General features: G+C 36.4%; 14 protein-coding genes. 4 read left to right on the forward strand and 10 right to left on the reverse strand.

What is annotated here, in order from left to right; genetic code table 11:
- Positions 1–10: 10 nt before the first annotated feature.
- The 6 genes from mgtE to OR571_RS21845 form a co-directional block, all read right to left on the reverse strand.
- Positions 11–1369: a magnesium transporter gene (gene mgtE, locus OR571_RS21825; protein ID WP_481900427.1), complete on the reverse strand. Its 1359-nt coding sequence runs from the start codon at positions 1367–1369 to the stop codon at positions 11–13.
- A gap of 230 nt (positions 1370–1599) precedes the next feature.
- Positions 1600–2166 (reverse strand): RluA family pseudouridine synthase, encoded by a 567-nt coding sequence (locus OR571_RS22870; protein ID WP_348775077.1) that lies wholly within the window; start codon positions 2164–2166, stop codon positions 1600–1602.
- A gap of 28 nt (positions 2167–2194) precedes the next feature.
- A complete protein-coding gene (locus tag OR571_RS22875) occupies positions 2195–2467 on the reverse strand; it encodes an RluA family pseudouridine synthase (protein WP_348775078.1) in 273 nt (90 codons plus the stop codon).
- A gap of 40 nt (positions 2468–2507) precedes the next feature.
- Positions 2508–3317: an NAD kinase gene (locus OR571_RS21835; protein ID WP_282246007.1), complete on the reverse strand. Its 810-nt coding sequence runs from the start codon at positions 3315–3317 to the stop codon at positions 2508–2510.
- Positions 3317–3994 carry a GTP diphosphokinase gene (yjbM, locus tag OR571_RS21840; RefSeq protein WP_282246009.1) on the reverse strand — a complete coding sequence of 226 codons (678 nt, stop codon included), beginning with the start codon at positions 3992–3994 and terminating at the stop codon, positions 3317–3319. Before yjbM ends, OR571_RS21835 begins: the two co-directional genes overlap by 1 nt.
- Positions 3995–4013: 19 nt before the next feature.
- Positions 4014–4397 (reverse strand): UPF0738 family protein, encoded by a 384-nt coding sequence (locus OR571_RS21845; RefSeq protein WP_282246011.1) that lies wholly within the window; start codon positions 4395–4397, stop codon positions 4014–4016.
- 99 nt (positions 4398–4496) lie between these two features.
- Here OR571_RS21845 and OR571_RS21850 point away from each other — a divergent pair, with 99 nt between their 5' ends.
- The 4 genes from OR571_RS21850 (at position 4497) to OR571_RS21865 (ending at position 7055) form a co-directional block, all read left to right on the forward strand.
- The gene (locus OR571_RS21850) at positions 4497–5072 is read left to right on the forward strand and encodes a CYTH domain-containing protein (protein ID WP_282246013.1); all 576 of its coding nucleotides are present in this window, start codon (positions 4497–4499) and stop codon (positions 5070–5072) included.
- A 6-nt stretch (positions 5073–5078) separates the two neighbouring features.
- Positions 5079–5729 (forward strand): lytic transglycosylase domain-containing protein, encoded by a 651-nt coding sequence (locus OR571_RS21855; protein ID WP_282246015.1) that lies wholly within the window; start codon positions 5079–5081, stop codon positions 5727–5729.
- Positions 5730–5838: 109 nt separating this feature from the next.
- Positions 5839–6234 carry a globin domain-containing protein gene (locus OR571_RS21860; RefSeq protein WP_282246017.1) on the forward strand — a complete coding sequence of 132 codons (396 nt, stop codon included), beginning with the start codon at positions 5839–5841 and terminating at the stop codon, positions 6232–6234.
- Entirely contained in the window at positions 6234–7055 is an 822-nt protein-coding gene (locus OR571_RS21865; RefSeq protein WP_282246018.1) for a ClpXP adapter SpxH family protein, read from the forward strand. The genes OR571_RS21860 and OR571_RS21865 overlap by 1 nt, the downstream gene beginning before the upstream one ends.
- A gap of 1003 nt (positions 7056–8058) precedes the next feature.
- Here OR571_RS21865 and pepF read toward each other — a convergent pair.
- From pepF to spxA, 4 genes are all read right to left on the reverse strand, one after another.
- Positions 8059–9879: an oligoendopeptidase F gene (gene pepF / locus OR571_RS21870; RefSeq protein ID WP_282246019.1), complete on the reverse strand. Its 1821-nt coding sequence runs from the start codon at positions 9877–9879 to the stop codon at positions 8059–8061.
- Between the two features lie 62 nt (positions 9880–9941).
- On the reverse strand, positions 9942–11096 hold the full coding sequence (locus OR571_RS21875) for a competence protein CoiA (RefSeq protein ID WP_282246020.1): 1155 nt from the start codon (positions 11094–11096) through the stop codon (positions 9942–9944).
- A gap of 69 nt (positions 11097–11165) precedes the next feature.
- Positions 11166–11831, reverse strand: a complete 666-nt coding sequence (gene mecA, locus OR571_RS21880; RefSeq protein ID WP_282246021.1) for an adaptor protein MecA — start codon at positions 11829–11831, stop codon at positions 11166–11168.
- 208 nt (positions 11832–12039) lie between these two features.
- Entirely contained in the window at positions 12040–12435 is a 396-nt protein-coding gene (spxA, locus tag OR571_RS21885; RefSeq protein ID WP_282246332.1) for a transcriptional regulator SpxA, read from the reverse strand.
- Positions 12436–12489: the final 54 nt, after the last annotated feature.

Below are 12489 nucleotides of genomic sequence, written 5' to 3' on the forward strand. Positions count from 1 at the left end.
ATAATGTGAACTACACCTGTAATGAAGAAATAAAGACCGTCGCAAGGCCAAGATAAATTAATATACTAATGACGTCATTGATCGTAGTAATAAACGGTCCCGATGCAACAGCTGGATCTATTTTCATACGCTGAATCAATAAAGGAATAAACGAACCACAAATTGTCGCTACAAAAATAGAAACAAAAATCGCTGCCCCGACTAATAATCCAATTAATAGATCATGCTTCCAGAAGAAAACAATACCTACTACAATAATTCCACATAATATTCCTGTAGTTAAACCAGTCCCAGCCTCTCTAGCAAGCAGTTTCAGCTTACTTTGCTTCTCGATATCACCTGTAGCAATCCCTCTAATAGCAACAGCTAAAGCCTGAGTACCACTATTTCCAGCGGTACCTGATATTAATGGGATAAAAACTGCGAGTAATGCAACTTTTTCTAACGTTTCTGTAAACACACTCATCAGACTTGCGGTCATCATCCCTAAAAATAGCAAAATAATAAGCCATGGCAGTCTTTTTTTTGCTGCTTGAAATGGATTTTTATCAAATGTATCCATATCCGATACACCGGCAAGTTTGGAGTAATCATCCGATGCTTCTTCATCTAATACGTCGATAATATCATCGACTGTAACGATCCCAAGTAGATGTTGTTCAAAATCGACTACCGGTACTGCTAAGAAATCATAGTCTTTAATCATATGTGCTACTTCTTCTTGATCAGCACTAACTAAAACGCTAACGACGCGTTCGTTCATAATATCTTTAATAAGCGTATCTTCATCTGCAATGATTAAATCACGAAGGGAAATAACCCCAGTTAATTGATGATCCTCACTTACAACAAACATATAATAAATAGTTTCAGCTTTGGGTGCTTCGTTTCTAAGTATGGTCATTGCAGACCGACATGTGGAGGTTTCTGGAATGGCAACATATTCAGTTGTCATAATTGATCCTGCTGTATATTCCTCATAATGGAGAAGGTCTTTAATCTCTTGTGCAGATTCTACATCCATTATACTTAAATAGCTAGCGACTTGATCTTTTCCTAACTCATTCAGTACGTCAACTGCATTATCAGCGTACATATAGGAAAGCATGTCTGCTGCATAGGTTTTATCCATTTCCTTTAAGTAAAAGTCATATTGTTCTTCTTCAAACTTTGTCGCTTCAAATAGCTCGGCCATTTCTTGAGGAGATAGGTAATGAAAGATTTTCTTTCGTATTTCTGGATCCACCTTTTCAAAAAATAGCGATTGATCGTATGGATGTAATTGCATAAATTCTTCTCTAAATGCATCCATTAAATCATTACTTAAGAATTCAATTAAATTTGATTCTTCTAATTGTAGTTGATTCATTTCTTCTTTCACACTTTTCCCTCCTTCCAATGTTCCTCTCTCATTGTATGGGCTTAAAAACGAATAAGCAACCTCTTTCACATAAAAAGGGTGTTGCTCCAACTTGTATTATTCCCCGGGAAATCATTCCGAAACGCTCCTCCTAGAACCGCCAATACAATTTAGCGGCTCTACTACGTAGTATCCCCACACTAAATGGAGAAAACCACTAGATTCCCTGTTAGACAGGATTATTTAGTGGTTTTAAAAGGTATAATATTCTCCATATCTTGTGGAAAAGGGGAAGTTATTTTTAATGATTCGCCTGAAAATGGGTGGATTAATTTTAGCTCTCTAGCGTGCAATGCTTGTCTTTGTATGAACTTTAAGCTGCCACCATATAAATCGTCTCCTATTAAAGGATGTCCGATTGACATCATATGTACACGAATTTGATGCGTTCTACCAGTATGCAACTGCAATCTAACATGTGTAAGTTCTTCACCTTCCAAGTGAAACCGATTTAAAACTTGTACAGAGGTTTTAGCATATTTGCCTTCTGGCGATATGAAACGTTCAATAATACTGCCATCTTTTCGCCCGATCGGAGCATCAATAGTAAAGGCATCTTCTTTTATAAATCCATGTACAATTGCTTCATAGTCTCTGGAAATGGTGCCTGCTTTTTGCATCTCACTCAATAAATGATGCGCATGGCGATGCTTTGCTACACAGATTACTCCCGAAGTATCTTTATCTAGTCTGGTCACGATATGAACAGTAGAGGAGATGCCACTTTCAGCAAAATAGCCTGCCACGAAATTCGCAACTGTTCCGCGTGGATGTTCACGTGAAGGGATCGTGCTGACGTCCCGCCTCTTTTGAAAAAATTAATATATGATCATCTTCAAATAGAATGGGGAAATCTCCTTTTTGCGAGATTAAGCCTTCGCTTTTCTTCTCCTCTGGAAATATGATTGTCACGATATCGCCGGTTTCCAAAGTATGCCTAACCGTTTTTTCTTCCCCGTTAACAAGTATCTTGCCGCCTTCATATTTAATACTAGTCAACGCTTTTTTCGAAATACCATACTGTTTAATGGCATCTCGAAGTATCACTGGAGCTTCTTTTATTTCGAAAGATAAAGTTATTCGTTGATTAATCATTTTTCAGGTCACTATCAATGAAGGAATCGTGAACTCGTTGCCAAAACGGAAAAGATCTGAACCTTGCAAAACGAATTTTTTCGTCCGCTACCCGGTATTTTATCGACTGCACATCTTTGTGTAGTAAATGTAAATGATCAATCGTCACCATAAAATCTGGGCCTTTTACCGGCTTCAATAAACAGGTATGATGTTTAGGTAATACAAGAGAAGATCCAACTGTCCGGAAAACCCGATTATTAATAGATGCAATTTCTGCAAGTTGCATTGCTTCTAAAGAAGGATGCACGATCGCCCCACCTAGCGCTTTGTTATAGGCTGTACTGCCAGATGGTGTTGACATACATAGCCCGTCTCCTCTAAATCGTTCAAAGGGCTTGCCATTTAACTCAACATCCATCACTAATGTTACATCCGGAGATTTTACAGTCGATTCATTAACAGCAAGATACACGGAGCTATCTTCTTCATGTCGATAGTTAATCGTAACTTCTAGGAGAGGATATTCAATGACTTCGAATTCTTTTTGGGCAATGCTAATGACGAGCTTTTCGATTTCCACTGGTTTCCAGTCTGCATAAAAACCTAAATGCCCCGTATGAATTCCAACAAAAGCAACAGTACGCGTTAAATGCTTATATTTGTGGAAAGCATGTAATAACGTTCCATCTCCTCCTATCGATAAAACAATATCAGGGTTTTCCTCATCCAATACTAATCCAAAATCAACTAAATACTTTTTAGCCTTTTCCATTAAGCGATTGGATAAGTCATCATTTCGTGATTGAATAAAAAATTTCATCACGCACGTCCCCTTTCTTCTTTTTGGCCTTCATGAATTCTTGGTGTAGATAGCTCTTTATATTCACTAAAATATTTTTGGGCATCTTGTATTTCACCGCGTATTAACGACATTTCCTCATCTAAACGAAAAGCTGCTTCCGCTGCATACTGCAGACGTTTTTTTATCTCCTCTGGAAATATCCCTTTATACTTATAATTTAGCGAATGTTCAATTGACGCCCAAAAATTCATGGCAAGTGTCCGGATTTGTATCTCCGCTAAAATATGGACTTCTCCATGAATTGTTTGAACCGGATAATCAATAATGACATGATATGACCTGTATCCGCTTTGCTTTTTATGAGAAATATAATCTCGTTCCTCTACCACTTTAATATCTTTTCTTGCACGTAGTAGTTCTACCACATGCTCGATATCATCGACAAACTGGCACATCATACGAAGGCCCGCAATATCAGGTATTTCTTTTGCTAACGTCTCGGAAGGTTCGAATGCGATACCTTTAATAAGTGACTTGTCATAAATACTTGCAAGCGGCTTAACACGTCCCGTAACAAATTCTATTGGCGAGTTTGTATTTTCAATTTCATATTGTGTGCGCATTCCTTTTAGCTTTACTTTTAACTCGGAAACTGCTTGCTTGTAAGGCTCTAAAAAACGTTCCCATTGACCCATATACTCACCTACATTTCACTCATGCTTTTAATATTTCTTCAAACGCTTCTTCTACCGCTTTGGAAAATTCGACACCATAGTTATCATTTCCTTCAATATTAAAAATCAGCATTTCCAGTTCTTCCTTAAAATTTATTAAGGTTAGTTCAATATTTCCGAACTGTAATGTCGGATCATCTTCCGCTTTTAATGTATTAACTAATAATGGCCATACAGCTTGTCCAAATTTTACATAATGATACCCATCTTCATCTTCTAATAGGTACACAAATGACAACGAGTCGGAATCGGTAATCATTCGGCCTCCCGCATTTATACTTGGTTTGTCCGGTGTTACCTCTAATGTAAAACGTATATCATTTTCTAGTTGCACGCCACTGTGCACGTTATAAGTAATAGGCAAAATAAATCTTTCCTTTCTGTCCATTCTTTCACTATTTTAACATATTGAAACTCCTTGCAAACCGTCTATAATAGAAATAATAAGAAAGGTAGTGAAATTGTGCACTCTGAACGTGAAATCGAATTTAAGAACCTACTTACAAAAGAAGAATTTCAAGGATTAGTTTCCTTTTTAGGCTTAACATCTACCAACTTCCAAACACAAACAAATTACTATTTTGATACACCAGAAAGCTATTTTAAAGAAAACAAAATGGGATTTAGATTACGTGTATTACCTAACCGCAATGAATTAACTTTAAAAATACCAGTACAGGAACATGTAATGGAAGAAAAAACTGTCGTACTATCAAATGATGAACGTGATGCTATTATTGACGAATCACGCTTCCCAGCTGTCTCATTTTTGGAGCAAATAAAAGATAAAGGACCATTAACATGTATCGGACGTATGCAAACAGATCGAGCAAAAATCGCGTACAAAAAGGGGACACTTTTTTTGGATCACTCCTTTTATAGTCGTATAGAAGATTTTGAGGTAGAATATGAATGTGGAGATGTCGAAAATGGGCAGAAAGTTTTTCTACAATTATTAGAAGAAAACCATATTCCCCTCCGAACTACTGATAAAAAAATTGCTCGCCTTATGAAATATAACAATTCGTTGAAAGGTTGATACCTAATGGATATTCAATCCCTTAAAACACTCATGGAAATAAATGCAATGCAGACGCTCGGAAGTGTACAAAGTTCGCTAAACACTTCACCTGCTTCCTTATTTTCTGACATGTTAGGACAGGTACTACAAAGCGATGAAAATAATACGGCTTTGGGCAACGGGAACTCCTTCTATTATAATGGCAATTCCCCTGTTTTTAAGCCTTCAAACCTTGCATTTCAAAATGAAAGTTTAATGAATGCTATTGCTAATTATGCACCTTCAGAAACGATGAAATCCTCCGATTTTGATGACATTATAAAGCGTGCAGCGAAAAACTATAATGTACCAGAAAAACTAATATCATCCGTCATTAAACAAGAATCTAATTTTAATCCATCAGCTGTAAGTTCAGCTGGTGCATCAGGTTTAATGCAATTGATGCCTGGTACAGCAAAATACTTAGGTGTAGCGAATATTTTAGACCCTGAGCAAAATGTAATGGGCGGTGCAAAGTACTTACGCCAAATGCTCGATCAGTTTAATGGGGACACCGAAGTAGCACTCGCTGCCTATAACGCAGGACCGGGAGCAGTAAAAAAATATGGCGGAATCCCCCCATATAAAGAAACACAAAATTATGTTCAAAAAGTATTAAACTATTACCAAGCATAATATCGCCACGACCTTTTTAGGTCGTTTTTATATGGCAATCTAATTATTTGAGATAATTCTTTGGGATTGATAGAATGATATTAGTGCTAAAACAAAGGAGTAACGAATTATGACACAAAAACCAATACTTCCTTACGATGAGATTGGAGCAGAGAAACTATCCGAGCTTGTCGATACGTTTTACAGTAATGTTGCAAAACATCCATTGCTAAAGCCTATTTTTCCAGATGATTTAACCGAGACCGCTAGAAAACAGAAACAATTTTTAACACAATATCTGGGTGGTCCCAATTTATATACAGAAGAGCACGGACATCCAATGATGAAAATGCGTCATAATCCGTTCCCGATTACACCTGAAAGAGCAACAGCTTGGCTTTCTTGCATGAGAGCTGCAATGGACACTGTTGGTCTAGAAGGTAAAGTGCGTGAAACTTTCTATCGAAGACTGGAGCTTACTGCCAACCACATGGTCAATCAAATGAGTCATGAGGAGGAACAATAGTGACAAGAATACTCATTCCGACTGAACCGATTACATCTCCTTTAGTAAACAAGCCACTTGAAATGTATGTATTTCTAGATCCCCTTTGCTCAGCTTGTTGGGAAATGCAACCGATTATTCGGAAATTGCAAGTTCAATACGGACAATATTTTACGATTAGAACGGTACTAAGTACACAGTTGAATAATTTAAATACTGTCTGCAACACGTCAAAGGAAGAAAAAAAGCAGATTCATTGTGAGTTTCCGGATATAGAGCATTCTGTATTCCCTTCCATTGCAGTAAAAGCTGCAGAGTTTCAAGGGAAAAAGGCTGCGCTTCGTTTTTTCAATAAAATACAAGAATACCTTTTCATTAAAACAAAAAATGTTACTTCCCTTTCTGTTTTGCAAGAAATAGCAAGTAAAGTCAACATTGATGTAGAAGAGTTCACACAAGATTTTAAATCAAGAGAATGTGCACGCTCTTTCCAAAGTGATTTATCCATCACTTCTGAAATGGATGTCACCACATTTCCAAGTATCGTATTTTTTAATGAAAACATAGAAGATGAAGGTATAAAAGTATCAGGCATTTATCCTTATGAAATTTATGTACAAATATTACAAGAAATGCTCTATGAAATACCGGAAGTACAACAACCACCAGCACTCGAAAAGCTTTTTGATCGATTCCATTCCCTAACGACAAATGAAATTGCTAGCTATTATAATATTTCCGAACAACAAGCTGAACGAGAACTGAAAAAGCTACTTTTACTTCAAAAAGTTGAAAGATTAGTATTACCCGATGTTGTCATATGGCGATTAAAAAATAACTAAAAAAAGCTCCTCATCTACAATCGATGAGGAGCTTTTCTTTGCCCGATTTCATATATGTATATACTTTTTCCATGTCTGTTGATTAACCAATTTTCATGAGGCATTGGCATTTAATCAGAATCCCATTTTCCGATTGTATGTTTTTAGTATACTTTAGATCCTGAGCATATCACTATTTTCAATTTATCTTGTAGGGAAATTGAAACAATTTCTTTTTCCAATAGAAAAGACCCTTTCCTCAGTTAGGAAAGGGTCTTTTCGTTTTACAAAGGGGATGGGAGAAATGTTCACGTTCAAACAAAGGGGTGTATGTTATCTTGTGATTTATTTCACACTCTTACTTTAACATGCTCCCTAAAGAAATACAATATATTAGCTTGCATTTTCACAAATTCGTCATACATTAGACGTCATACCTTTTTAAGTCTTCAGATGACTGGATTTTAGGTGAGCTTTAATGCCCTGGTTGATCGGATAATGCACATAATAGGGAAACTGTGCGGTAAGGCTTCATTGGGTGTCCGTCGTGATTTTCGCTACAGGGTGGACGCTTTGTGCGGGCACGGCTTCAATCTCCTCGTCGCTCACGCTTGAGTCGCCACCCTTTCGCTACAATCCAGTAGAGTTTGCTAATTACTAAGAAATGATGTACTTGATCTCGTACTAGATTGTTTTCTATAGGGAAAACCTATCAGTATTTGAATAAGATTTACTTTAGATTATTAGCAAGTTCTATTGATTGAAGCGCAAGGCGGCGACTCCCGTGGGATTTAGCGAGACAGGTGAGACCCCGCACGTAGCGTTAGCGGAGGAGGAGGCTCACTGCTCGCCCCACGGAAAGCGTGCGCCTGGAGCGGAAATTATGGCGGACATCTTTACCTCGCAGTTTCCCTATAATGCTATTCTAAAAAAGTTATCTACATATCTAAATATTCCACAGTTTTCTAACCAACAAAAAAGGCCAAACTGGATGAATCTTCAGTTTAGCCTTCTTCAAACTATTTTATTCTGCTAAAAGTAATTGTTCTAGTTCATTTAGCTTTTCTTCAAATACTCGACATGCTTCTTCGATAGGAGCAGCTGTGTTCATATCGACGCCAGCTTTTTTCAATACTTCAATTGGAAAATCCGAGCAACCTGCTTTTAAAAATTCATTTATATAACGATCTACAGCCGGTTTACCTTCTGTTAAAATTTGATTGCTTAATGCGGTAGCAGCACTTAAACCAGTTGCATATTGATATACGTAATAATTGTAGTAGAAATGAGGGATTCTCGCCCATTCTAATCCAATTTGCTCGTCGATGACGATCTCATCGCCAAAGTATTTTTGATTTAATTTGTAATACTCTTCCGTTAGCTTATCTGCTGTTAATGCTTCCCCGTCTTGGTCCAGCTGATGGATAATATGTTCAAATTCTGCAAACATTGTTTGACGGAATACAGTTCCACGGAATCCTTCTAACCAATGATTTAACAAGTAAATTCGTTTTTTAGGATCCTCAATTGTTTTTAATAAATAATCATTCAGTAATGCCTCGTTACAAGTAGATGCTACTTCTGCTACGAAAATGGAGTAATCACCATACACATACGGTTGGTTTGCGCGAGTATAATAACTATGAATACTATGGCCAAATTCATGTGCTAATGTAAACAAATTGTTTACATTATTTTGCCAGTTCATCAAAATGTATGGGTTTGTACCATACGTACCTGAAGAATATGCTCCAGAGCGCTTCCCTTTCGTTTCAACTACATCTACCCAGCGATTTTCTAAACCTTGTTTTACGATTGATACATATTCTTCTCCAAGCGGTGCAAAGCTTTTTAACATTGCATCGCAAGCTTCCTCATACGTATATTCCATTTTTAATTCTTTTACAAGTGGTGTGTATAAATCCCACATATGGAGCTCATTTAATCCTAGTACTTTTTTTCGTAAGCTAACATATTTATGGAGCAGATGAACATTTTTATTGACCGTTCCGACTAAATTATCGTAGACGCTTTCAGGAATATGATTTCCCGACATAGCTGCTTCACGAGCAGAAGCGTATTTTCTAATTTTAGCGTTTACATTATCCCCTTTTACATTCCCAGCTAAAGTAGATGCAAATGTATTACGGAACTTGCCATATGTTTCATACATCGCTTTAAATGCGTCCTCTCGTACACGACCATCTTCACTTTCTAAAAAGCGTGAATATCGTCCGTGAGTGAGTTGTACTTCATTGCCATCTTCATCTTTGATCGATGGAAATTCCAAATCAGCATTGTTTAACTTACCGAATGTATCCGACGGTGAACCAGCCACTTCTGAAAACTGTGCAAGTAATGCTTCTTGTTCTTTAGGAAGCACGTGCGGACGTTCTAGATTAATTTCTTCTAAAAGTTGGCGGTATAATTGTAAATCACTGTTTTCAGATAAGTAGGTAGAAAGAGTTGACTCATCTAATGATAAAATTTCCGGCACTAAAAATGATAGTTCCGTAGAAACTTTTACATATAGCGATTTAATACGGCTGTCCATCGCTTGATAAGTACTATTTGCTGTATCTTGATCAGAGCGCATATGAGCATACGTATAGAGCTTACGTAAACGCCCTGTAAGTTCATCACGATAAGTTAGTACCTCTAACAAAGCATTCGCACCATTTGCAATCGTCCCTTGAAATGCTGCTGCTTTCTCAGCTAATTTAGCTACATCTTGGAATTCTTTTTCCCAAGCGTCATTGGAAGGAAAAATGTCTTCTAATTTCCAAGTTAGATGCTCTTCTACTTCCTCACGCGTTAATACTTTGTTGTTTGTTTCTGTTGTCAAGATGAACTCCCCTTCCATTTGTTACGAAATTCGTATCACTAATTATTTTCTCAATTTTCAGGTCACTTTGCAAGGAAATCACTGTATAGAAGCTTATACATTTTTGATCTATTAATCTTCCATTTATAAATGTCAGCGTCTGATTTTATGAGACATTCCTGTAGGATCCACAAATAGGTTTGGACTGCTTCTAATTGGATAGGAGAAGGCTGTTTAAGACCTATTGGACGATATTGTAGAAATACTTCACAATGTGCTCGATTCGCTTCCTCAATAGGGACTTTAATTTGATTTAAATAGTCAATCCATTGTATTTGCCACTCCACTGCATGTACATTAAATGATTCTGCAAATGCAGTAGGAATTCCTATGAAAATAGGTATTTCTCTGGGAGACTTTCTCCATCTATAGCATACTTCTAAAAACGGATTTTGAACTCCTTTTCTATTATAGAAATACAAGTTATTTATATGCATAAAACGTTGCTTTCTATACATTTTGAAATACATGGCGTACTCTTTATCAGATAGCCGTTTGACAACTGCAAATGGCCAAGTTTGCTTATCCATCGGCAGCTTTTTTACTTTGACGATATACTTATTTGATTGGATATGAACTGGATTGGAAATATAGTGAAAGAACTTTGTTTGGGGACAGTAGGATATAATCATTTTCCCATTGGTGGGGGTTTCCAGGAAAAATTGCTGACGAAATGCAGATAATTGCATGATTCCTATTTCTTGAGGAGGGAACTCTGAAATGGATGGTGTCCTCAATATCCATAGGGGTTCTATTTGGTGCTGCTTATAGCCTCTATTACGATCTTCAATGATAGTAGGTAATATGTGGCTACATTGATATTCAACAGCTACCTTGGAATGATTGTAGTGAACTAAAATATCTGGTCTTTGTTTAATATTTGGGATGTATGGCTCTAGTTGAGGCTTGCTATTACACTGTTGGAAAAACGTGTGTAATTGTAATTTGCCATTCAAGTGGTCTTCACTTTCACCTTCTGAAAAAGAATGTATACATTTAGACCTTCGCTTATGTGCAAAATGGGGAATTTTTAAGGGGCCGCTTTTCAATATTACTTCTTCCTTACACTGAATGCACTGAAATGTACTTTTGCGTTTTAAATCGTTTAAAAACTGTCGTGAATAGTTGGCAGATATGATTATTTCACCTTGTTTTGTTTGTGCAGTTAGTATGGTCATCACCTCTACTCACTAATGTACGAATTTTCAATGAAAAAATCAAGAAAAAAACCTTCTTTTTACGGAAGGTTAAAAATGCCTGTTTAGCTCTTGGAATACGTCATTTACAATGATTTCTTTTCCATATTCTTGAATCATATGAATAGTAGTTTTTGTACTACTTGCAAATTCAGAAATAACGCTTAGTGTATTTAAAACAGTTTCAAATTCTGTTGTTTCCGAATTAAAAATTAAATGTAAGTGATACTTTTCTTCATAATGATATAAGGATGTTTGGAAATCTACTTTATCCATTTTTTTTGATAGAACTAGTAAATCATCAAAGTTCTCAAACACGAATGTGTACTCTGAAGATATTTCTTCCCCATCATCCATGTAATGCGAAAACTCATCAAATTCGTGAGTTCCTAAAGAACTAGAGACACCATTTTTGAAAATTTTATTTGACAGGTCATCCATTTCAAAATCATCTGATCGTTCCTCATGTTTTCCTATTTCCGTTCGAGTGACAATCACTTCCAAGCCTTTTTCCATCGCATGAACTTGTATCCATAACGGGCCATCTAATTCTTCAAAATGGTCATCATCATGAACCTCATCCATCATCTCCCAAAAAAGCTGCTCGCTCTTATCTTTGTTAAACCATATTTCATCTCGGCTGAAGCCTCTTTCTTCAATGTCGATGTATGAAATGTATACTTTGAAAGTGTTGTCATTGATACGTTCGATATCCATTTAACACATCTCCTTTCGCTTCCTACCGTCTCAATCATGTAGTGTCTACTACTATTGTATGTTGTTTGTGAAAAAAAGAAAAGGATTCCAACTTTTCTTTTCAAATAATTAATCACAAATGAATTGTAAGAAAATTTATGCTTTAATGCAAGCAAAAAAAAGCTGACTATTTTCAAAAGTTCTTTGAAAATAATCAGCTGATTAACTTTTAGTTCACAAGCCTTTGTGCTTCAAGTAACTGATATGCACGAACTTTTCTAGGTAAAAATCTACGAATTTCGTCTTCGTTATAGCCAACTTGTAGACGTTTTTCATCTAATATTATTGGTCTACGAAGTAGTCCAGGATGTTCTTGAATTAGCTCATATAAACGTTGTAAAGGAAGGCTTTCCACATCTACATTTAGCTTCTGGAATATTTTAGAACGAGTTGAAATAATTTCATCTGTTCCATCCTCTGTCATTCGTAAAATTTCTTTTATTTCGCTTATTGTAAGTGGTTCAGAAAAAATATTACGCTCCATATATGGAATATCATGTTCTTCTAACCATGCTTTTGCTTTTCTACATGAAGTACAACTTGGTGAGGTAAATAACGTAACCATCATTTAAAAACACTTCCTTTCAATTGTTAGTTGTGTTATATGAAGTAGTTTATA

The organism is Psychrobacillus sp. NEAU-3TGS (assembly GCF_029955155.1).
Classification (GTDB): domain Bacteria; phylum Bacillota; class Bacilli; order Bacillales_A; family Planococcaceae; genus Psychrobacillus.

Coding starts and splice junctions, on each gene's coding strand:
- yjbM (WP_282246009.1), bottom strand. CDS start 3,994: ATGGGTCAATGGGAACGTTTTTTAGAGCCTTACAAGCAAGCAGTTTCC.
- OR571_RS21835 (WP_282246007.1), bottom strand. CDS start 3,317: ATGAAATTTTTTATTCAATCACGAAATGATGACTTATCCAATCGCTTA.
- mecA (WP_282246021.1), bottom strand. CDS start 11,831: ATGGATATCGAACGTATCAATGACAACACTTTCAAAGTATACATTTCA.
- OR571_RS21875 (WP_282246020.1), bottom strand. CDS start 11,096: ATGACCATACTAACTGCACAAACAAAACAAGGTGAAATAATCATATCT.
- OR571_RS21860 (WP_282246017.1), top strand. CDS start 5,839: ATGACACAAAAACCAATACTTCCTTACGATGAGATTGGAGCAGAGAAA.
- spxA (WP_282246332.1), bottom strand. CDS start 12,435: ATGGTTACGTTATTTACCTCACCAAGTTGTACTTCATGTAGAAAAGCA.
- OR571_RS21855 (WP_282246015.1), top strand. CDS start 5,079: ATGGATATTCAATCCCTTAAAACACTCATGGAAATAAATGCAATGCAG.
- mgtE (WP_481900427.1), bottom strand. CDS start 1,369: ATGAATCAACTACAATTAGAAGAATCAAATTTAATTGAATTCTTAAGT.